Raw genomic sequence first — 22,189 nt, 5'->3', positions numbered from 1 at the left:
CTGGCGTAGTGGTAGGCAACGACGCAAGCTGTTGTAGGCATCCGGAAGTAACCGGCGATCGATCTAAACAACGCCGTTTAAAAGTAGGAGCTGCCGAAGGCTGCGATCTTTTGATTTTGTCTTTTCAGAATCAAAAACAAGATCAAAAGATCGTCCGATCGCGGCCCGAGCCTTCGGCAGCTCCTACAGGGGAATGCGGGTTATTTGTCGTGATCGATGTCGAGCTTGGAGAAGGTCACCTGCCCCCCCTCACTGGTGTACCCGGTGTTGTCCTGCACATACACCCCGGCCTTGAAGTACAACGGCTTGTCGCGCCAGGTGGCGCTGATCTGTGAATCCCACTGATAACCCGCCGCACTCACGCCCAACGCACCGCCGGGGCTCAAGTGGATGAGGTAGTTGAATTCGTTGTTCAGTTTGATCCCGGTGGCGAGGGTGATGACGCGGCTTTCTGCGTCATCGGGGTGCATGCGGACTTTGATTACCAGGTTGCCCGTCTGGGTTGCTTCCTTGTATTGGTATTCGAGCTTGACCATCGGGCGCTGGCTTTCATAGGCGTGGATCTGGCCGATGACGATCTTGCCGGAGCTGGGCACCTTGTTCACTGCAAGGGTGGCACGCAGCAGGTTGTCGGCGTCCGGGTAGTACCAGTTGCGCAGGGTGCCGTTGCTGTAGGTTTCGCGCAGTTCGGTGCGCGGGTAGATGGCGTTTTCGGTTTTGGAGCCGGTGACCGGCGACCAGAAGAACAGGGTGCCGGTGTCGGAATGGAAGTATTGATCTTTGAAGCCGTTCACCAGTTTTTCGGTTTCGACGGTGTATGGCGGACTGCCAACGGGAACGCTGAGGTTCCAGGTTGCGAGATCGATCATGTCGGTGCTTCCACTCAGTTCATCCTGAACGCGGGTGCCAGAAGCTCTAGCCCGCGCCTTTTGGGGCGGCCTTTATAAGCGTAGAGGGATATTTTGTTAATGCCCGTTTGGCAGATGATTGACGTCAACATCCTGTCGAAATGCCATCTCTGCCGGTTTCCGGGGGCTGCAGCGGTGACCGTTAGTCGGCAAACTCACGCTTTGGTTAAATGATGGCCTGATGACAGCTTCTGCTTTTTCGGATCCACGACTAGAGTGAAGGCTCGATGTGTGTACGGTTTTACCGGAATCGCCCTGAAGTCCCGACAAGAGAAGCAGCATGGAATGCGCGCAACCCCCGCCAGGTGAAGGCAGCTCTGTCCTTTTGATCGTTGATGATTACCCTGAAAACCTGATCAGCATGCGCGCGTTGCTGCAGCGCCAGGATTGGCACGTCCTCACTGCGGCTTCCGGTTTCGAAGCGCTCAATATTCTGCTTTCCCACGACGTCGATCTGGTGCTGCTGGATGTGCAGATGCCGGGCATGGACGGCTTTGAAGTGGCGCGGTTGATGCGCGGTAGCCAGCGCACGCGCCTGACGCCGATTATCTTTCTGACCGCCAACGAGCAATCCCAGGATGCGGTGATCAAGGGCTATGCCAGTGGCGCGGTGGATTACCTGTTCAAGCCGTTCGACCCGCAGATCCTCAAGCCCAAGGTGCAGGCGTTGCTGGAACACCAGCGCAATCGCCGCGCCTTGCAGCGCCTGAGTCATGACCTGGAAGTGGCGCGCGCTTTCAATGCCTCGGTGCTGGATAACGCTGCCGAGGGGATATTGGTGGTGGGCGAGGATGGTTTGATCCGCTTCGCCAACCCGGCGATTTCACGCTTGCTGAATGCGCCGGTGAAGGAGCTGGAAGGTAAGGAGTTTCTCGATTACCTGCAGAAACCGCACATTGCGCTGTGGGCCGATTCCGAGTTTTATGCCAGTTACAAGCGTGGCGAGACGTTGAGACTGCACGACGCCTTGCTGCGCACCGCGCCCGGCCAGCAAGTGCCGGTTGCGTTATCCTGCGCCGCGCTGCCCAGCGAGCAACACGCAATGGTGGTGACCGTGCTGGACATGTCGGTGGTGCGTCACTTGCATCAGCAATTGGAATTTCAAGCGGTGACCGATCCACTGACCGGTTTGCTCAACCGTCGCGGGTTTTACCAGACCGTTGAAAATCTGCTCCTGCGTGGCGAGCGCAGCGACAGCAGTTGGGTCTTGCTGTACCTGGACCTCGACGGCTTCAAGCGGGTCAACGATTCCCTCGGTCACGACGCCGGCGATCGGGTGTTGCGCTGGGTCTCCGAGCAATTGAAGGCGTGCCTGCGACCGTTCGACATTCTCGCGCGCATGGGCGGCGATGAGTTTACCGCGCTGCTGGATCTGGAGTTTCCTGAGCAAGCGGCGAAGATTGCCGAAAAACTCATCGAGCGGGTGTCGATCTGTCAGCAGATCGAGGGGTTGGACATCGCTCTCGGCGCCAGCATCGGCATCGCCACTTACCCGGACTGCGGTTCTAACCTTGACGGATTGCTGCGTGCCTCCGACATCGCCATGTACGAAGCCAAGCGCGCCGGACGTCAGCAATATCGTTTCTACGATCATGAAATGAATGGCCGGGCGCGCTCGCGGTTGATGCTCGAAGAGAGCGTGCGTGCCGCCATCGAGAACCGCGATTTCAATCTGGTCTATCAGCCGCAAGTAGCTATCGACACTGGCCAGATTCGCGGTTTTGAAGCCTTGCTGCGCTGGCAGCATCCGAGTGTCGGCGATGTGCCGCCGGGGCTGTTTTTGCCATTGCTGGAAGAAGCGCGGCTGATCAGCCGTCTCGGCAGCTGGATTTATCATCGCGGGGCCGGCCAGCGCAAAGCCTGGGAAACCCTGTTTGCCGAAGACCTGGTGCTCGGCGTGAGCCTGAGCAACACCCAGTTCAGCCTGCCGAATCTGGCCACCGAGTTGCGTCAGGTGATGGAGCGGCACGCCTTGCAGCCTCGGCAACTGGAGGTCGAGGTCACGGAAGAAGCGCTGATGCAAAATCCCGACGAAACCCGCAAACAGCTGCGTTTGCTGCGCAATCTGGGTGTGCGCGTGGCGCTGGATGACTTCGGTTCCGGGCCGTGTTCGCTGGCGCATCTGCGCGATCTGGAGCTGGATACCCTAAAGCTGGATCGCCATCTCATTGCTCGATTGCCGGACTCCAAACGCGACGCCTCATTGGTCAGTACGGTGATCAGTCTGTGCAAACAATACGGGTTGCTGGTGATTGCCGAGGGCGTGGAAACCATCGAGCAATACCAATGGCTGCAAGCCCATGGTTGCGAATACGTACAGGGCTTCCTGGTGGCGCGGCCGATGATGGCCGACGACGCCGCCAGCTTCGCCGAGCCGTTTGACTGGAGCGCGCTGCCCGGTTGAATTCGCTACACTGGCGCTCTTTTCGAACCGTGTTGCCGTGTCCATGACTGCGTTGAAATACCTCCAGGCCTATCCCGCGCAATTGCAGGATCAGGTGCGCCAACTGATCGCCGAACAGCGTCTGGGTGACTACCTGAGCCAACGCTATCCCGCGCGTCACGATGTGCAGAGCGACAAGGCGCTGTACAGCTACGCGCTGGACCTGAAACAGGAATACCTGCGCAACGCGCCGGCCATCGACAAGGTGCTGTTCGACAACCGCCTCGACCTGACTCACCGCGCGCTGGGCCTGCACACCACGGTATCGCGAGTGCAGGGCGGCAAGCTCAAGGCCAAGAAAGAGATTCGCATTGCCTCGCTGTTCAAGGAGGCGGCGCCCGAGTTTCTGAAGATGATCGTCGTGCATGAGCTGGCGCACTTCAAAGAGTCGGATCACAACAAGGCTTTCTACAAATTGTGTGAACACATGCTGCCGGGGTATCACCAGGTCGAGTTCGATCTGCGGGTGTACCTGACGTGGCGGGATCTGCAATAGCCGCAACAAGGAGCGGGTGGATGGACGTCAGCAAGACCAAAAGCAGTTTCTACCGTCGCCTGTACGTGGCCTACCTGATCGACAGCGGCCTGGCCGCCAGCGTGCCGGCGCTGACCGACGTCACCGGCATGCCCCGGCGCACGGCGCAGGACACGATTGCCGCGTTGGCGGATCTGGATATCGTCTGTGAATTCGAGCAGGAAGAGGGCGCGCGTAACCATGCCGGGCGCTATCGGATTCGTGAGTGGGGGGCGATTGACCGGGGGTGGATCGAGCGCAATTTGCGGCAGATCAAGGCTGTGTTGGAGTATCCCTGAGTCTGTGGTGATGGTGATTACGCCATCGCGAGCAGGCTCACTCCTACAGTAGATCGGGTTCCTTCAGATGGAATGCGATCAAATGCAGGAGTGAGCCTGCTCGCGATAGGGCGTTAAGAACGACGCATCCCGATATGCGGAATGTCATCCTCCAGGTATTCCTCACCCGCCACGACAAACCCGTACCGGCCGTAATACCCTTGCAAATGCGCCTGGGCCGACAGATAGATCGGCACCTGCGGCCAATGCTTCTCGGCCTGTTTCAGTGCGTGTTCCATCATCGTGTGCCCCAGTCCTTTGCCCCGGCCCTGCGGTGCGATGATCACGCGGCCGATCACCACGTCACCGCCCTGGGACTCGGGATCGAGCAGGCGCAGATAGGCCATCAACTGATCGTCTTCCCAACCCATCAAGTGATGGGTGTCGCCGTCCAGATCCTGACCGTCGAGGTCCGGGTAGGCGCATTTCTGTTCGACCACGAACACCTCCGAGCGCAGCTTCAACAATGCGTACAACTGCTCTTTGCCCAGATCGCTGTGATGTTTGCAGATCCACTCGATTGTCATCTTCCGGCTCCTTGAACGCTGTCGCCCGATACTAAGCGCACAGCCTTCGGATGTCTGTATGGCGTAAGAGTCTGTGATAAAGGTCAAAATGCCATCATTCCTTTCTCGCATCGGTAGCTGCTTTGTGTAATCTGCTGGAAAGCGCTGTGCACTGGCTTCAATGAGCTAATGTTAGGGCCTGGGTTTCGCCGGTAAGGGGCCTTGGGGTTTTGACTGAAAACACGCTGGGCAGCTCGCCCGCTAAGGATTTTCAAGCATGCCGCGACTGCATCGAGCCTTTGCTTTGATCGGATTGCTCTTGCTGGCCCCACCCGCCGCTGCGGAAAAGTTGCGACTGGTGTTTGATATCTGGCCGCCCTTTACCGACGACACGCTGGTCAACGGTGGCCTGGCCACGGACATCGTCAGCACCGCGCTGGCCCGGGCCGGTTACGCCAGCGACTATGAACAGGTGCCGTGGGCGCGGGCGCTGCTCGGGGTTGGCGAAGGGCGTTACGACGTGCTGGTCAACGCCTGGTACAACGACGAGCGCACCAGGCTCGGTCAGTTCTCCGACGAATACCTGCTCAACCGCATTCGTTTTCTCAAGCGCAAAGACACCCCGCTCGAATACAACAATCTGGAGCAACTGCACACGTACCCGATTGCCGTGGTGCGCGGTTATGCCTATTCGCAGGCGTTCGACGCCGATACCGCGCTGGAGAAAGTCCCTGTGCACAACTTTGCCATGGCGGTGCGCATGCTGGCGGCGGATCGGGTCAAGCTGACCCTGGAGGATGAATATGTCGCGCGGTATTACCTGGCGCGCGAATCACCCAAGGTGCGCAATGCCGTGGAGTTCCTGCCCAAGCCGCTGAGCGAGAACAGCCTGCATATTCTGGTGAGCCTGAAGAATCCGCAGCATGAGCAGATTGTGGCGGGGTTTGATAAGGCGATCGCGGCGATGAAGGCGGATGGCAGTTATGACAAGTTGATGCGCCAGCATGGGATGTAAGCGTCTGATCCGGAATTTGTTGAGTGGCTGATGGCCCTATCGCGAGCAGGCTCACTCCTACAGTTTGAAATGCGTTCCCCCTGTAGGAGTGAGCCTGCTCGCGATGGCGTCTTCTCAGCCGCCGCTGGCCTCGCTGGTGTCCTTGATCAGGTGCGCCGCCAACGTACGCAACGGCCCCAGCTGCCGACAGATCAACGCCAGTTGCGTCTGCACCAACCGCTGTCCTTCATCGATCTCGTCGGGCATCTGCTCCAGCTCATTGGCCAGCGCTTCTTCTTCGTCGCTCTGAATCGCCACTGGCTGCTTGTTCGCAAGCCCCTGGGCGATGTCGTCGATGCTCGCGGCCAGCTTCACCCCGGCGCCGTCGATCAGGTGTTCGCGCACGTCCGCCGGTAACTGCGTCTCGCGGTGCGCACCCAGCCCGGACAAGTAACTGAGCAGGGTGTGCGACAGCACCAGAAAACGGAAACCGACATCCGCTTCCTTACGGAAATGCCCCGGTTCCATCAGCATGTTCGCCAGCGTGGTCGACAGCGCCGCGTCGGCGTTGTGCGCGTTGCGGCGGGCCAGGCGATAGGCGAGGTCGTCGCTCTTGCCGGCGGCATATTGCTGCATGATCTGGCGCAGGTAGATGCTGTTGCAGGTCAGGGTGTTGGCCAGCACCTTGTTCAGGCGCCGGCCCTGCCAGTCTGGCAGGAACAGGAATACCGTCAGGCCGGCGATCAGGCTGCCGAGCAGGGTATCGAACAGGCGCGGCAGGAACAGTCCATAGCCGTCGCCGATCTGGTTGAAGCAGAACAGCACCATGATCGTGATGGCCGCCGTCGCCAGGGTGTAGCGTGTGGTGCGGTTGGTAAAGAACACCACCCCGGCGGCGATGGCGAAGCACGACTGCACCAACGGACTGGGGAACAGATCGAACAGCGCCCACGCCACGGTCAGGCCGATGGCCGTGCCGAGAATCCGCTGACCGAGTTTGCGCCGCGTCGCGCCGTAGTTCGGCTGACAGACGAACAGCGTGGTGAGAATGATCCAGTAGCCCTGCGACGGGTGAATCAGATGCACCATGCCGTAGCCGATACTCAGCGCCAGCGGCAGGCGCAGGGCATGACGGAACAGCAACGAGGTCGGCGTCAGTTGCGTGCGCAGGCGCACCCACACGTCCTTGAGGTTGCGCGGCGAACGGTCGAGCAGACTGCTGTCGGTGGCGTCCGCCAAGGCGTCGGGGTTACTCGCATCGCTGAGCAAACGGTCGAGGGTGCCAAGGTTGGCTGCCAGTGCGCGCAACGAGCGCAGCAGACCGCGCCACGCCGGGTTGCTCTGGATGCGCAGGTGTTCCAGAGAGGCGTCGAGGTCGCTCAGCGCTTCGGCAAAACTGGCGTCGTAGATGAACGGCTGGCGCATCTGGATCGATTCGGCCAGTGCCCGACAGGCCTTGCCCTGCTGGCGCAGCAAGCGCTGGCAGCGGAACAGCACGTCGCTGTGGAAGAACGCATCGGCCAGCGCGTTGTACGGATAGTGCGAGGAGCTGGCGCGTTCGTGTATGTCCTGGGCGAGGAAATACAGCTTCAGATAACGGCTGACTTTCGACCCCGGGCGACCGTTGCCGACTCGGTGCAGAATGATTTCCTTGGCGCTGTTCAGCGCTGCCACCACCCGACCGTTCTGCTGCGCCAGTTCCAGTCGCCGCGCTTCGACATCCAGTTGGCGGATCGGCTCGAACAGCGAGGCTTTGAGCTTCAAATAGAAACCCAGTTCACGGAACAGCCGCGCCAGACTCTGCTGCACCGGCTGGTTGGAAAACAGCGCCTGCCACAGCACCGACAGCAGTCCGTACCACGCGGCACCGGCCACCAGCAGCATCGGCTCGTGCCAGAAATCGGTGACCGCACCGCCGCGCTGATCGACGCCGATCATGGTGTACACGGACAGAATCAATGTCGCCGAAGCAATCGCACCGTAACGCTCGCCGAGTGCGCCGAGCATGGTCAGGCCGAAGCTGGCCAGGGCCAGGGCGATGGCAAACACGATGGGGTAGGGGAAGAGCAGTTCCACCGACAGCGCGGCGATACTGAAACACACCAGTGTTACCGCCAGCGCGTTGAGGCGGCCCTGCCAGCTGTCGTCGGTCTCGGCCAGGGCACTGGCGATAATCCCCAGGAACAACGGGATCAGCAGGCCCATTTCATCCTGATACCAACACAGCGCCATGCTGCCGGTCAGGGCGATGAACACCCGTACGCTGTAGCTGAATTTATCCAGCGCCCACAGGCGCCGCAAAGACTGACGAAACGAGGTCGAGGACATGAAGTGCGAAGGCCTTCCGAGGCGATGCCGCTAAATTGAGCCAGTAATGACGCCGACGCAATGGCGTCGATCACATCTGACAGCAAAAAGTGTTCCTTACTGCATCACGCATAACAACTGTAGGAGCCTTCGGCAAGCTCCTACAGGGGAGGGTGTTGTTTCGATCAGACGTACTGCGCGGCCGCGTAGCCGGAAGCCCATGCCCACTGGAAGTTGAAGCCGCCCAGATGCCCGGTCACGTCGAGCACTTCGCCGACAAAGTACAGCCCCGGGCTTTTCAGCGATTCCATGGTCTTGGACGACACTTCGCGGGTGTCGACGCCACCCAGCGTGACCTCGGCGGTGCGATAGCCTTCGGTGCCGGCCGGCACGACTTTCCAGCTGCCCAGCTTGTCGGCGATCTGCGCCAGTTCGGCGTGGGTGTACTGCTTCATCGGTTTGGAGACGAACCAGTTGTCCGCCAACAGGTTGGCCATTTTCTTGGTGAAGATCTCGCCGAGCAGGGTTTTCAGTTCGCTGTTCGGGCGTTCGGCCACTTGCTGTTGCAGCCATGCGGCGGTGTCGTGGTCCGGCAGCAGGTTGATCTCCACGGTGTCACCCGGCTCCCAGAACGACGAGATCTGCAGAATCGCCGGGCCGCTGAGGCCACGGTGAGTGAACAGGATGTTTTCGCGAAAGCTCTGGTCGTTGCAGCTGACCAGGCAATCCACCGACGTGCCGGACAGCTCGGTGCACAGTTCCTTGAGCTGATCGGTGATGGTGAACGGCACCAGGCCGGCGCGGGTCGGCAGCAGCTCATGGCCGAACTGTTTGGCCACCTGATAGCCGAAACCGGTGGCGCCCAGCGTCGGGATTGATAGCCCGCCGGTGGCGATCACCAGCGACTGGCACTGGAGCTGGCCGAGGGTGGTGTCGAGCAGGTAGCCGTTTTCGACTTTCTCGATGGTCTGGATCGAGGTGTCCAGGTGCAGCTCGACGCCGACCTGATCGCACTCGTCGAGGAGCATGCCGAGGATGTCGCTGGATTTGTTATCGCAGAACAGCTGGCCGAGTTTCTTCTCGTGGTACGGCACGCCGTGCTTGCCGACCATGCCGATGAAATCCCACTGGGTGTAACGCGCCAGTGCGGATTTGCAGAAATGCGGGTTGTGCGAGAGGAAATTGCTCGGTTCGGTGTACATGTTGGTGAAATTGCAGCGGCCACCGCCGGACATCAGGATTTTCTTGCCGGCCTTGTTCGCATGATCGAGCAGCAACACTTCACGCCCGCGCCCGGCGGCGGTCAGTGCACACATCAACCCTGCGGCGCCAGCGCCAATGATCACGACTTCGGTAGAGCGCAAAACGGTGTCCTCACAAATGTCACCACAAAACGAACTGTAGGAGCTGCCGCAGGCTGCGATCTTTGATCTTGCTCTTTAAAAACAAAGTCAAAAGATCGCAGCCTGCGGCAGCTCCTACAGGGGAAATGCGTTGTGCTTACAAAACACGCACGCGCAGCGAACGGCCCTTGATCTTGCCATTGTTCAAACGCTGCAGCGCCTGCATGACCACGGTGCGTTCAACCGCCACATACGACTGGAAGTCGAAGATCGCGATCTTGCCGACCTGGGCGCCCGGGATGCCGGCATCGCCGGTCAGTGCGCCGAGGATGTCGCCCGGACGCACTTTGTCCTTGCGCCCGCCAGCGATGCACAGCGTGCTCATCGGTGGCTGCAACGGGGCGCCGCCCTGGGACTTGAGGTTGTCCACCTGATCCCAGTTCAGCGGGGCTTTCTGCAACTGTTCGATGGCTTGCGCGCGATGGGCTTCGGACGGTGCGACGAGGCTGACCGCGATGCCTTTCTCGCCAGCGCGACCGGTACGGCCAACGCGGTGAATGTGGATTTCCGAATCGCGGGCCAGCTCGACGTTGATCACCATGTCCAGCGCATCGATGTCCAGGCCACGGGCGGCCACGTCAGTGGCGACCAGTACCGACGTACTGCGGTTGGCGAACATCGCCAGCACCTGATCGCGGTCACGCTGTTCCAGATCACCGTGCAGGCCGACGGCGGAGATGCCTTTGGAGGTCAGGTGATCGACGGTTTCCTGCACCTGCTGCTTGGTGAAGCAGAACGCCACGCAGGAGGCCGGGCGGAAGTGGTGCAGGACTTTGGTCACTGCGCTCATGCGTTCTTCCGGGGAAATCTCGTAGAAACGCTGTTCGATCTGCGTGTCGTCGTGGAACGCTTCGGCTTTCACCGTCTGCGGATCACGCATGAATTTCGAGGCCAGTTGCTTGATGCCCACCGGGTAGGTGGCGGAGAACAGCAGGGTCTGACGGCGCGACGGGGTTTGCTCGATGATGTCTTCGATGGCGTCGTAGAAACCCATGTCGAGCATGCGGTCGGCTTCGTCGAGGATCAGCGTGTTCAGGCCGTCGAGCACCAGCGAACCTTTGCGCAGGTGCTGCTGGATACGCCCCGGGGTGCCGACGATGATGTGCGCGCCGTGCTCCAGCGAAGCGATCTGCGGGCCGAACGACACGCCGCCGCACAGGGTCAGAACCTTGATGTTGTCTTCGGCACGGGCCAGACGACGGACTTCCTTGGCGACCTGGTCGGCCAGCTCACGGGTCGGGCAGATCACCAGCGCCTGGCAGCCGAAGTAGCGCGGATTGATCGGGTTCAGCAGGCCGATGCCGAACGCGGCGGTCTTGCCGCTGCCGGTCTTGGCCTGGGCGATCAGGTCCATCCCCTTGAGGATCACCGGCAAGCTCTGCGCCTGGATCGGCGTCATCTGGGCATAACCGAGGGATTCGAGGTTAGCCAGCATGGCGGCGGACAGCGGCAGAGTATTAAAAGCGGTGGCGATGGTGGTCACGGGACTGGCCTGCAAAACAAAATGTCGCGCAGTGTAGCAGCCCCGTGCCACTTTCCTCGAAAGTTCTGGACGAACAGCGACTCCCTCGCCACAAAAGCCCTTCATCACACATCAGTGTTCGATGTGTTCTTCCGGGCGCTTGGCCCGCCGGCCGTCCTCTTTCGACAGTTGCGAGAAGATCGTCGCGGCGAGCATCGCCATGATCCCGACCGTGACAAACGTCAGTTGGAACGCGCCCAGCACGGTCTCGACGCCATCATTGCCGATCTCGGCCGTGAAGCCGCCGAGCAGCGCACCGGCGCAGGCCACCCCCAGGCTCAACGACAATTGCGCCACCACCGACAGCAGGCTGTTGCCGCTGCTGGCGCTGGCGTCGTCGAGGTCGATCAGGGTCACGGTGTTCATCGCGGTGAATTGCAGCGAGTTGATCGCCCCGAGAATCGCCAGCAGACACAGCAGCAGCCAGTAAGGCGTCTGTTCGCTGACCAGGCCCATGCTCGCCAGCATGATCCCCAGTGCGAGGGTGTTGCCGGTGAGCACGATGCGATAGCCAAGGCGTTCGATCAGCGGGCGCGCCATCCACTTGGCAAACATGGCCGCGGCGGCCAGCGGCAGCATGCTCATCCCGGCCTGTGACGGCGAATAACCCAGCGCCACTTGCAGTAGCAACGGCACCAGAAACGGCAGGGCGCCGCTGCCCAGACGGGCGAACAGGTTGCCGAGAATGCCGACGGCAAAGGTGCGGGTCTTGAACAGCGAAGGGGCGAACAGCGGATTTTCGACGTGCCCGGCGCGCAACCAGTACGCCGCCAGACAGGCCAGACCGCCGAACAGCAGCAACATCACTCGCAGATGCGGCAGGTGCAGTTCGCCAAGGCCTTCCATGGCAATGGTGATCAGGATCATTGCGGCGCCAAACAGCAGGAAACCGAGGCTGTCGAAGCGCGTGCGTTCAGTGCCGCGCAGGTCGGGGATGAATTTCCATACCGCGTAGCAGCCGAGCACGCCGACCGGCAGGTTGATCAGGAAGATCCAGTGCCACGTCAGGTATTGCACCATCCAGCCGCCCATGGTCGGGCCGATCAGCGGACCGAGCAGGCCGGGAATGGTGATGAAGCCCATGATCCGCACCAGCTCCGAACGTGGGTAGGCGCGCAGCACTACCAGGCGTCCGACCGGTAGCATCAATGCGCCGCCCAGGCCTTGGATCACCCGCGCGCCGACCAGCATGCTCAGGCTGCTGGACAACGCGCAGAGCAGTGAGCCGAAACTGAACAGCAGGATCGCGCCGAAGAAGATCTTCTTGGTGCCGAAGCGGTCGGCGATCCAACCCGAAGCCGGAATCAGCAATGCCACGGTGAGCATGTAGGCAATGACCACGCCTTGCATGCGCAACGGGTCTTCGGCCAGATCCCGGGCCATGGCCGGCAGGGCGGTGTTGAGGATGGTCCCGTCGAGGGACTGCATGAAGAACGCGATGGCGACGACCCACGGCAACCAGCGGGCGGTGATGGCGTCGAGAGGCGGGCGGTTGGGCATGGAACCTCTGGTGGGTGGTTAATCTGGATTCTTGTCTTGGCGCTGATTCGGGCGAAGGATCATGTGTGGCGAGGGGGCTTGCCCCCGTTGGGTTGCGTAGCAGCCCCAAAACCGGCCGGTGCGTTCGACAGCAATACCGCTCAGTCGGACTACGACGGCTTCGCCGCCGAACGGGGGCAAGCCCCCTCGCCACGGGTTTATCTACAGCGTTAGCGTGAGACGGCTGACCAGCGCCCCCGGCAGCAACACCGACGAGGTATTGCGCTGGCTATACGTACTCGCCGACAGCAGCAACTCGCGCTCGGCGGTCAGCGCTTCCAGCTGCGAACCCAGCAGGCTGTAGGCGCTGTCGTCGAAACGCATGGTGCTGACCGGCGCCTGAATCTCGCCGTTCTCGACCCAGAACGTGGCAAACCGGGTCATCCCGGTCAGGCGCGCGGCCGGCTGATCGGAGAAGTTCAGGTACCACAGGTTACTGATGTACAGGCCGGTGCCCAGTTGCTTGAGAATCTCGGCCTGTGACAGGTCCCCGGCCGCCATGTTCAGCGCGCTCGGCGATTCGCCGCCGCTGGCACCGTTGGCGGTCAGGCCGTATTCGGCGGCACTGCGCGAACCGACCAGTTGATCACCGGCCTTGCCTTCGATGACCAGCCGCAGATCGCTGCGCGGATACCCTTCGCCGGAAAACGCCGGGCTCAACGAGTCGCTGACTTTTTCATCCAGCGACACCAGCGGACTGAACGCCTGATCGCCGACATACAGCTTCTGCAGCGGACTGCTTTTGCTGGCAATCGACTGCGCGGAGAACCCGCCCCAGCTCAGCATGCCCATGATTTCTTCCAGTGCGGCTGGCGCCAGATACGCCCGGTATTGCCCCGGTGCGAGGGTGCGCAACGGTCGACCGAGAAACGCCAGTTGCTCGCGGGCCTGCTGGAAGCGTCGGGCGAAGCCTTCGCTGCTCCATTCGTGGCCGGCGTAGCTGGCTTTCACCGCTTCGCCATTCTCGTGGAACAGGCTGAAGTCAAAGTTGAAGCTGTTGGCCTGATGCCAGCCAAACGCCCCCGAGGAACTGGCGAAACCACGGCTGATCGGACCTGCGGCATAAAAGCCGACCAGATCCAGACCTTCAGCGGCGGCGCAGATCTCCTCGACCACCAGCTCCGTGTCCGGCAGCGGATGGTCCTGCACGTTGTTGCTCTGCCAGCCGTTGTGGTTGAGCAGCAGGTACGGATCCTGCGGCAGCAGCGGCAGGGTTTCGCGCAGTTGTTGCAGGCCTTCGGCGAGGCGCTGCAGATCGGCTTCCTGATCACCGGACAGGGTGATGTGCAGGTCGGCGTGGCGGCCGTCGTTGATCAGCTTCAGCCCGACATCGACCTGCTGCACCTGGCCGGCCTGACGCACCTTGGCGTGGTTGAACCGCACGAATGCCGAGGATTCGGCGGCATAACTGAGGGTGAATTGTTCCGGCTCGCGCACGCTGTCGCGCAGCCAATTGACCATGACCTTGAAGGCGTCGGACTGACTCTTCGAAATGCTCATCAGGCGTCTCCCCCAAACACATCAACGTTGCTGAATACGCAGGCCGGCGAAGCGTGGCCGACGCGGATCACCTGGTTCGGTTCGCCCTTGCCGCAGTTTGGCGTGCCCAGCACTCTGCGGGTACCGGCATCGCCGACTGCGCGCAGACTTTTCCAGAACTGCGCGGAAATGCCTCGGTAGTTCGGATTTTTCACCACACCCTTGAGTTCACCGTTTTCGATCAACTGACCCCACTCGCAACCGAACTGGAACTTGTTGCGCGCATCGTCAATCGACCACGAACGGTTGGTGCTCATCAGAATGCCGTGCTCGATGCCGCTGATCAGTTGCGTCAGCGACTGATCGCCCGGCTCGATGTTGAGGTTGGCCATGCGGTCGATCGGCGGCCGGTTCCAGCCGCAGGCGCGGCTGTTGGCAACACCGTCGAGACCGGCGCGGAACTGCGACAGCGCGCCGCCCAATGGCCGCAGCAACAGGCCTTCGCGAATCAGGAATTGCTTGCTGGCCTTTGAGCCGTCGTCATCGTGGCCGTAACTCGCCAGTTCTTCGGGAATGTCCGGATCGAAGGTCACGTTGAGCAGCTTCGAACCATATTGCAGGCTGCCGAAGTCGCTGGTTTTGACGAAGCTGGTGCCGGCGTAGTTGCGCTCGTCACCGAGGATCCGGTCGAGCTCCAGCGGGTGACCGATGGACTCGTGGATCTGCAGCATCATCTGGTCAGGCATCAGCAGCAGGTCGCGTGGGCCTTGCGGGGTGTTCGGTGCGAGCAGCAGTTGCAGGGCCTGATCGGCCACTTTGGGGCCGGCGCCGACCAGGCCGCAACGGCTGATCACGTCCGCGCCACCCTGCTGGCCGAAGTTCTCGCGGCCGAGGCTGCGGGTCTGGCTGTCGTTGCCGTCGTAGGCGGTGACGTCGAGGCTCGGGTAGACGAAGCGTTGGGCCTGGCGCAATTCGGCACCGGCGCTGCTCAGGTAGATCTGCTCGACGTGGGTGATGCCGATGCTCGCTTCCCAATTCACCAGGCGCTCATCCTTTGGCACCGAGGCGGATTCCGCGCCGAGCAGCTCGAAGCATTCGCTCAGGGACGGGAAGGCTTGCTCGATATTGGGCGAAAAGTAGTCGGCGCGGTCGCTCGACACCGGTTGGTCGCGCAGGTCGAGCAAGGCGTGGGGCTTGAGCCGCCGGGCCTGCTGTTCGGCACGTTCGAGGGCGCCTTGCAGGCCTTGCTGCGACAGGTCGTTGGTGGCGGCGTAGGCCTCGACTCCGTTGACGCGCACGGTGAGCATGGCGCCTTCGTCGCGGCTCAGGCTCGGCGGTTCGGCGACGTTCTTGCGCACTGACAGATACTGGCCGGACTCGCGCACATACCGCAGGGAAAAGAACTCAGCGCCCGTGCGCAAGGCAGCGAAGCGCTGCTTGAGCTGGGGGTGGAAATCGAACATTCGGGAACCTCCTTGTTATGGAGTTGCGGGGTAAAGCGATTCGGCGGGGAGGGGTGAAACGATTGCGCGAGGACTAGAGTAGGCCTGCGTGGGGGTAGGATCAAGTGAAGAGGGGGTGTAGGAGGATTTACTGTGAGTCAGGGAGAGGGGGGGATTTGCAGGGCCTCATCGCGAGCAGGCTCACTCCTACAAGGATCTCCAGTGAACACACAACTTGGAGATTAACTGTAGGCGTGAGCCTGCTCGCGATCAGCCTTGACGCGGTGTCGCTGAATTACTGAGAAACAGGCGTGATATCACGCATCGGCTTGCCCTTCACCGGCGCACCGCCAGCGACGTAGTAGGCAGCATTGCTACGCGGCAGTGGCTTGCGGCCACGGATCTTGTCGGCGATTTTCTCGGCGATCATGATCGTCGGCGCGTTGAGGTTGCCGGTGGTGATGATCGGCATGATCGAGGCATCGACCACACGCAGGCTCTGCATGCCGTGCACGCGACCTTCGCCATCCACCACCGCCATGTCGTCGGTGCCCATCTTGCACGAGCACGACGGGTGGAACGCGGTTTCGGCGTGCTCACGGATGAACTTGTCCAGCTGCTCATCGGTTTGCACTTCGATACCCGGGCTGATTTCGCGGCCACGGAAGGCGTCCAGTGCCGGCTGTTGCATGATTTCGCGGGTCAGGCGGATGCCGTCACGGAACTCCTGCCAGTCCTGCTCGGTGGCCATGTAGTTGAACAGGATGCTCGGGTGCTGACGCGGATCCTTGGATTTGGCCTGGATGCGACCACGGCTCGGCGAACGCATGGAACCCATGTGTGCCTGGAAACCGTGCTCTTTCACACCGTTGCTACCGTTGTAGTTAATCGCGACCGGCAGGAAGTGGTACTGGATGTTCGGCCATTCGAACTCTTCGCGCGTGCGGATGAAACCGCCGGCTTCGAACTGGTTGCTGGCGCCGATACCGGTGCCGTTGAACAGCCACTCGGCACCGATGGCCGGCTGGTTGTACCAGAGCAGCGACGGGTACAGCGAAACTGGCTGGGTGCAAGCGTATTGCAGGTACAGCTCAAGGTGGTCCTGCAGGTTTTCACCGACGCCCGGCAGATCGTGAACCACCGGGATGTCGAGGCTTTCCAGCAGTTTCGCCGGGCCGACGCCGGAGCGTTGCAGGATCTGCGGCGAAGCGATGGCGCCGGAGCACAGCAGCACTTCCTTGCGTGCTTTGGCTTCAACGCGCTCTTCGGCCGAGCCGACCAGGTAACGCACGCCGACCGCACGCTTGCCTTCGAACAGGATCTTGTCGGTCAGGGCGTGAGTGACGATGGTCAGGGTCGAACGCTTCTTGGCGACGTCGAGGTAGCCACGGGCGGTGGAGGCACGACGACCGTTTGGCGTCACGGTGCGGTCCATCGGGCCGAAACCTTCCTGCTGGTAGCCGTTCAAGTCTTCGGTGCGCGGGTAACCGGCCTGCACGCCGGCTTCAACCATGGCGTGGAACAGCGGGTTGTTGCCAGCCTTCGGCGTGGTCACGCTGACCGGGCCGTCGCCACCGTGGTAGTCGTTCGGGCCGATATCGCGGGTTTCCGCTTTACGGAAGTACGGCAGGCAGTCCAGGTACGACCAGTCTTCCAGACCTGGCAGTTTCGCCCAGCCGTCGTAGTCCATCGCGTTGCCACGGATGTAGCACATGCCGTTGATCAGCGAGGAGCCGCCGAGGCCTTTGCCGCGACCGCATTCCATCCGGCGACCGTCCATGTGTGGCTCTGGATCGGTTTCGTACGCCCAGTTGTAGCGACGACCCTGCAGCGGAAATGCCAGCGCGGCCGGCATTTGCGTACGGAAGTCGAAACGGTAGTCCGGGCCGCCGGCTTCGAGCAGCAGAACGGTGACGCCTTCGTCTTCAGTCAGACGGGTCGCCAGGGTGTTACCCGCAGAACCGGCCCCTATGATGATGTAGTCGTATTCTGTAGTCATAAATTCTCCTGGGGGAGCTACAAGTCACAAGCTTCAAGCTGCAAGTAAAAGCAGCGAACTGTGGCTTCGAAATCGGGGAGGGCGGCAACCCCAAACTGCTTTTACTTGCAGCTTGAAACTTGCCGCTTGCAGCTGATCAGCTAGCTGATCAGAACACCGAGACGTAATCGCCCAGCTCGACCTGTACCGATTTGATGCGTGTGTAGTTGGTCAGCGAGCTGATGCCGTTTTCGCGGCCTACGCCCGACTGCTTGTAACCGCCCACCGGCATTTTTGCGTCGGACTCGCCCCAGGCGTTGATCCAGCAGATACCGGCTTCCAGTTGATGAATCACGCGGTGTGCGCGGTTCAGGTCTTTGGTGACGATACCGGCGGCCAGGCCGAAGTCGGTGTCGTTGGCGCGGCGGATCACTTCTTCCTCGGTTTCGTAGGAGAGGATCGCCATCACCGGGCCAAAGATTTCTTCACGGACGATGGTCATCTCATCGGTGCAATCGGTGAACACGGTCGGCGCGACGAACGCGCCTTTGGCGAACTCGCCGTCGTTCAGACGCTCGCCGCCGCACAGGACGCGGGCACCTTCTTCTTTACCCTTGGCGATGTAGCCCAGCACGCTCTCCATGTGCGCGAAGCTGACCAGCGGGCCGAAGTTGGTGTTTTCGTCTTCCGGGTTGCCGATGCGGATGCGCGCTACGCGCTCGACGATCTTGGCTTCGAAAGCGGCTTTGAGGTGGCTCGGTACGAACACGCGCGTGCCGTTGGTGCAGACCTGACCGGAGCTGTAGAAGTTGGCCATCATCGCGGTGTCGGCGGCGCGATCCAGGTCGGCGTCGTCGCAGATGATCAGCGGCGACTTGCCGCCCAGTTCCATGGTCACGTCTTTGAGCGACGAAGCCGAAGCGCTGGCCATCACCTTCTTGCCGGTGTCGGTGCCGCCAGTGAACGAGACTTTCTCGATGCGCGGGTGTTCGGTCAGCCAGGTGCCGACTTCACGGCCGCTACCGGTCAGCACGTTGAACACGCCGTTTGGCAGGCCGGCTTCGGTGTAGATCTCGGCCAGTTTCAGGGTGGTCAGCGAGGTGACTTCGCTCGGCTTGAAGATCATCGCGTTACCCGCGGCCAGGGCGGGTGCGGATTTCCACAGTGCGATCTGGATCGGGTAGTTCCACGCGCCGATACCGGCCACTACGCCCAGCGGCTCGCGACGGGTGTAAACGAAAGAGGTATCACGCAGCGGGATCTGCTCGCCTTCGATCGCTGGCACCAGGCCTGCGTAGTATTCCAGCACGTCGGCGCCGGTAACGATGTCGACGTATTTGGTTTCGGAGTAAGCCTTGCCGGTGTCCAGGGTTTCCAGAGCGGCCAGTTCATCGTTGCGCTCGCGCAGGATGTCCACGGCGCGACGCAGGATGCGCGAACGCTCCATGGCGGTCATCGCAGCCCAGATTTTCTGGCCTTTTTCAGCGCTGACCACAGCACGCTCGACGTCTTCCTTGGTCGCACGTTGCACTTTGGCGAGGACTTCACCGTTCGCCGGGTTGATGGCTTCGAAGGTGGCATCGCTGCCAGCGTCGGAGTACGCGCCATCGATGTAGAGTTTTTGCAGTTCGAAACGGGCCATAGTGTCCTCGCAAGTGCATGAGTGGTTGGCGTTGACCACCGCGGTACTGCTGCGGTGGCGGTTCAGGGGCCGAGCGTTTTCTGTGTGCTCTAGCTCACCTGCTTGGCCAATTGGAAATCCATGTATTCGTAAGCGATCTGTTGCGCCTGCACCGTGTCGAAAGCATCTCCCGACAAGGCGCCGCGCAACCACAAACCGTCGATCAACGCTGCCAGTCCACGCGCTGCGTTGCGCGCATCTTCGAGCGGCAGCACACGGCGGAACTCGCAGCACAGGTTGGAATACAGACGGTGATCGTTGATCCGCTGCAACCTGTGCAAAGACGGCTGGTGCATGCTGGTGGCCCAGAAGGCCAGCCAGGTTTTCATTGCCGGGCCATTGACCTGGCTGGCGTCGAAGTTGCCTTCGATGATCACCTGCAGATGCGCCCGTGGGCTGCTGTCTGCCAGCGCCTGACGGCGCGCGGTGACGTTCTCGCTGAGGACATTCATCAGATACCGCATCGTGGCGGCAATCAGGCCGTTCTTGTCCTGAAAATAGTGACTGATGATGCCATTCGAGACACCGGCCAAACGGGCGATCAGCGCAATGCTGGCGTCCCCCATCCCGACCTGATCGACCGCTTGCAACGTGGCTTCGATCAGTTGTTGGCGGCGGATGGGTTGCATACCGACCTTGGGCATCTTGCACATCTCCTTAGGCCTTCCGGCAGACGAAAAACGGCTACCGGATTGAGGGCCAGTCTATTTTGTTTTGATTGAACGTTCAATCAACAAAGAATAAGATCTGCGACAAATCGTCGCGATTTACAAATTTTTCCTACGTGTAAATGGCGATAAACCGACATCCGAAAATGCTTGAAACCTGTATGGGGCATGGCGCGGTTCGCTGTTCGATGGACGTGTTGAATGGGCAAGACGCTCGGGGCCAGGTTTCGGATGAACGTCCGGACCTCGGCCACGAAAGCGATTCGCGGCGCCATTTCGGCAGGTTCGGGCTTTTTCGGGGTGTCTTTATATCACCCGCCGGTCGGCTGCCAACTAACCGATTGGTCGGGTTCCGTGTTGCCTTGTGTTCTTCTCTCGCACTGCCTGGAGCATTTGTGCCATGAGTTCTGCCTCGCTTATAAAGACCCCGCCCGAGAAGGTGACGGTCAACGGTTGGGTGTTCTACACCTCTACCGCGCTGATTCTGTTGTTGACCGCCATTCTGATTATCGCCCCGCAAGAGGCCGGCAGAATGTTGGGTATGGCTCAGGCCTGGTTGTCCCGCAGCTTCGGCTGGTATTACATGGTGGTGATCGCCGCTTACCTGGTGTTTGTGGTGGGCCTGGCGTTTTCTTCGTACGGCAAACTCAAACTGGGCAGCAAGGACGACACCCCGGATTTCAGTTACGGCGCCTGGGCGGGGATGCTGTTCTCGTCGGGTATCGGTATTTCGCTGCTGTATTTCGGCGCCTCCGAGCCGCTGGACCACTACTTCAATCCGCCGGAAGGCGCAGCGGCCACCAACCTGGCCGCGCGTCAGGCGGTGCAGCTGACATTCCTGCACTGGGGCCTGCACGGCTGGGCGATCTACGCACTGGTCGGTTTGGCCGTGGCGTACTTCGCTTACCGTCATAACCAGCCGCTGGCCCTGCGTTCGGCGCTGTATCCGCTGGTGGGCGAGCGTTGGGTCAAAGGCGCTGCCGGTCATGCGGTGGACGGCTTCGGCATGTTCGTGACCCTGCTGGGTCTGGTGACCAACCTGGGGATCGGCTCGCTGCAAGTGTCCTCGGGCCTGGAAAATCTGTTCGGCATGGAACACAGCAACACCAACCTGCTGATCGTGATCATCGTGATGAGCACCGTGGCGACTATCGCTGCCGTGTCCGGCGTGGAGAACGGCATCCGTCGCCTGTCCAACCTGAACATCGTGCTGTTCAGCGGTCTGCTGATTTTCGTCCTGCTGTTCGGCCCGACCCTGCACCTGCTCAACGGCTTTGTGCAGAACATCGGCGATTACCTCAACGGCGTGGTGCTGAAGACCTTCGACCTGTACGTCTATGAAGGCGACAGCGCCAAGTCGGATCGCTGGCTGGGCCTGTGGACCCTGTTCTACTGGGCGTGGTGGATTTCCTGGGCACCATTCGTAGGCATGTTCATCGCGCGTATTTCCCGTGGACGTACCGTGCGTGAGCTGGTCGCTGGCGTGCTGCTGATTCCGCTGGGCTTCACCCTGGCCTGGCTGTCGATCTTCGGTAACTCGGCACTGGACCTGGTGATGAATCAGGGGGCGGTTGAGCTTGGGAAGACGGCGCTGGAACAGCCGTCGATGGCGATCTATCAGTTGCTGGAACACTACCCGGCATCGAAAGTCGTTATCGGGGTGTCGATCTTTGTCGGTTTCGTGCTGTTCCTGACCCCGGCCGACTCCGGTGCGGTGATGATGGCAAACCTGTCCTGCAAGGGCGGCAACGTCGACGAAGACGCACCGCACTGGCTGCGGATCTTCTGGTCGGTGGTGATCACGCTGGTGACCATCGGTCTGCTGTTCGCCGGTAACTTCGAAGCCATGCAGACCATGGTGGTGCTGGCCGGTCTGCCGTTCTCGGTGGTGCTGGTGTTCTTCATGTTCGGCCTGCACAAGGCAATGCGTCAGGACGTGCAGATCGAACAGGAGCAAGCGCAACTGGCTGAACGCGGTCGTCGTGGTTTCAGCGAGCGTCTGACGCAACTGGATCTGCAGCCGAGCCAGTCGGTGGTGCAGCGTTTCATGGACAAGCAAGTCAGCCCGGCGCTGGAAAATGCGACAGCGCAGATGCGTGCGCAGGGTCTGGAAGTGCAGACGCTGTTGGGCAAATCCAAGCGTTGCATGGGCGTGCGCGTCGAGATGGAAGAGGGCAACCCTTTCGTTTACGAAGTGAGCCTGGACGGCTACCTGGCGACCCCGACCGAATCGGCCCAGTCCGATGAAGCGCGCCAGCGTTACTACCGCGCCGAGGTGTACCTGCACAACGGTAGCCAGGATTACGACCTGATGGGCTTCACGCAGGATCAGATCACGCGGGACGTGCTCGATCAGTTTGAAAGCCATCGGCAGCTCCTTGGCCGGGTGTATAGCTAAGTCGTAGTGCTGCGGTGCAGTCATCTGCATCGCCGCACCATTGTGGCGAGGGGGCTTGCCCCCGTTCGG

Annotated in this window: 16 protein-coding genes; 5 read left to right on the top strand and 11 right to left on the bottom strand. The window is 61.0% G+C overall.

All coding sequences use genetic code 11. The features are described 5' to 3' along the window. Positions 1 to 200: 200 nt before the first annotated feature. Positions 201 to 869 carry a polysaccharide lyase family 7 protein gene (locus tag NN484_RS04585; protein ID WP_127647870.1) on the bottom strand — a complete coding sequence of 223 codons (669 nt, stop codon included), beginning with the start codon at positions 867 to 869 and terminating at the stop codon, positions 201 to 203. Positions 870 to 1,188: 319 nt separating this feature from the next. Here NN484_RS04585 and NN484_RS04580 point away from each other — a divergent pair, with 319 nt between their 5' ends. Genes NN484_RS04580 through NN484_RS04570 form a run of 3 tightly spaced genes read left to right on the top strand, consistent with a single transcriptional unit; the run spans position 1,189 to position 4,164 of the window. After that, positions 1,189 to 3,312, top strand: a complete 2,124-nt coding sequence (locus tag NN484_RS04580) for a putative bifunctional diguanylate cyclase/phosphodiesterase (RefSeq protein WP_127647869.1) — start codon at positions 1,189 to 1,191, stop codon at positions 3,310 to 3,312. 43 nt (positions 3,313 to 3,355) lie between these two features. After that, on the top strand, positions 3,356 to 3,847 hold the full coding sequence (locus tag NN484_RS04575; RefSeq protein ID WP_127647868.1) for a M48 metallopeptidase family protein: 492 nt from the start codon (positions 3,356 to 3,358) through the stop codon (positions 3,845 to 3,847). A gap of 20 nt (positions 3,848 to 3,867) precedes the next feature. Then, a complete protein-coding gene (locus NN484_RS04570; RefSeq protein WP_127647867.1) occupies positions 3,868 to 4,164 on the top strand; it encodes a winged helix-turn-helix domain-containing protein in 297 nt (98 codons plus the stop codon). Positions 4,165 to 4,277: 113 nt separating this feature from the next. On the opposite strand, the gene NN484_RS04565 is transcribed toward NN484_RS04570, so the two are convergent. Continuing rightward, the gene (locus NN484_RS04565) at positions 4,278 to 4,730 is read right to left on the bottom strand and encodes a GNAT family N-acetyltransferase (protein WP_215500684.1); all 453 of its coding nucleotides are present in this window, start codon (positions 4,728 to 4,730) and stop codon (positions 4,278 to 4,280) included. A 256-nt stretch (positions 4,731 to 4,986) separates the two neighbouring features. On the opposite strand from NN484_RS04565, the gene NN484_RS04560 reads away from it, so the two are divergent. After that, positions 4,987 to 5,724, top strand: coding sequence for a substrate-binding periplasmic protein (locus NN484_RS04560; RefSeq protein ID WP_127647865.1), 738 nt, complete (start codon positions 4,987 to 4,989; stop codon positions 5,722 to 5,724). Positions 5,725 to 5,838: 114 nt separating this feature from the next. Here the strand turns inward: NN484_RS04560 and yccS are convergent, their stop codons facing one another. From yccS to betI, 9 genes are all read right to left on the bottom strand, one after another. Continuing rightward, the gene (gene yccS, locus NN484_RS04555; protein WP_274658652.1) at positions 5,839 to 8,031 is read right to left on the bottom strand and encodes a YccS family putative transporter; all 2,193 of its coding nucleotides are present in this window, start codon (positions 8,029 to 8,031) and stop codon (positions 5,839 to 5,841) included. Between the two features lie 164 nt (positions 8,032 to 8,195). Then, on the bottom strand, positions 8,196 to 9,374 hold the full coding sequence (locus NN484_RS04550) for a BaiN/RdsA family NAD(P)/FAD-dependent oxidoreductase (RefSeq protein WP_127647863.1): 1,179 nt from the start codon (positions 9,372 to 9,374) through the stop codon (positions 8,196 to 8,198). A 136-nt stretch (positions 9,375 to 9,510) separates the two neighbouring features. Then, on the bottom strand, positions 9,511 to 10,848 hold the full coding sequence (dbpA, locus tag NN484_RS04545) for an ATP-dependent RNA helicase DbpA (RefSeq protein ID WP_252191540.1): 1,338 nt from the start codon (positions 10,846 to 10,848) through the stop codon (positions 9,511 to 9,513). 159 nt (positions 10,849 to 11,007) lie between these two features. After that, a complete protein-coding gene (gene mdtD, locus NN484_RS04540) occupies positions 11,008 to 12,435 on the bottom strand; it encodes a multidrug transporter subunit MdtD (protein WP_127647861.1) in 1,428 nt (475 codons plus the stop codon). A gap of 201 nt (positions 12,436 to 12,636) precedes the next feature. Continuing rightward, complete coding sequence (locus NN484_RS04535; protein WP_127647860.1) at positions 12,637 to 13,974, bottom strand: TldD/PmbA family protein; 1,338 nt, start codon at positions 13,972 to 13,974, stop codon at positions 12,637 to 12,639. Further along, entirely contained in the window at positions 13,974 to 15,416 is a 1,443-nt protein-coding gene (locus NN484_RS04530; RefSeq protein WP_215500686.1) for a TldD/PmbA family protein, read from the bottom strand. Before NN484_RS04530 ends, NN484_RS04535 begins: the two co-directional genes overlap by 1 nt. A gap of 274 nt (positions 15,417 to 15,690) precedes the next feature. Continuing rightward, positions 15,691 to 17,394, bottom strand: a complete 1,704-nt coding sequence (gene betA / locus NN484_RS04525; RefSeq protein ID WP_274658651.1) for a choline dehydrogenase — start codon at positions 17,392 to 17,394, stop codon at positions 15,691 to 15,693. Between the two features lie 148 nt (positions 17,395 to 17,542). Beyond that, positions 17,543 to 19,015, bottom strand: coding sequence for a betaine-aldehyde dehydrogenase (gene betB, locus NN484_RS04520; protein ID WP_127647857.1), 1,473 nt, complete (start codon positions 19,013 to 19,015; stop codon positions 17,543 to 17,545). An 89-nt stretch (positions 19,016 to 19,104) separates the two neighbouring features. After that, on the bottom strand, positions 19,105 to 19,698 hold the full coding sequence (betI, locus tag NN484_RS04515; protein WP_127647856.1) for a transcriptional regulator BetI: 594 nt from the start codon (positions 19,696 to 19,698) through the stop codon (positions 19,105 to 19,107). Between the two features lie 424 nt (positions 19,699 to 20,122). Here betI and betT point away from each other — a divergent pair, with 424 nt between their 5' ends. Continuing rightward, positions 20,123 to 22,120: a choline BCCT transporter BetT gene (gene betT, locus NN484_RS04510; RefSeq protein ID WP_127647855.1), complete on the top strand. Its 1,998-nt coding sequence runs from the start codon at positions 20,123 to 20,125 to the stop codon at positions 22,118 to 22,120. The last annotated feature ends 69 nt before the right edge of the window (positions 22,121 to 22,189 follow it).

The sequence above is a fragment of the Pseudomonas serboccidentalis genome (genome assembly GCF_028830055.1).
Classification (GTDB): Bacteria; Pseudomonadota; Gammaproteobacteria; order Pseudomonadales; family Pseudomonadaceae; genus Aquipseudomonas; species Aquipseudomonas serboccidentalis.
Note: the sequence above shows the minus strand (reverse complement) of the source record. Positions and strands in the feature narration are given on the sequence as shown.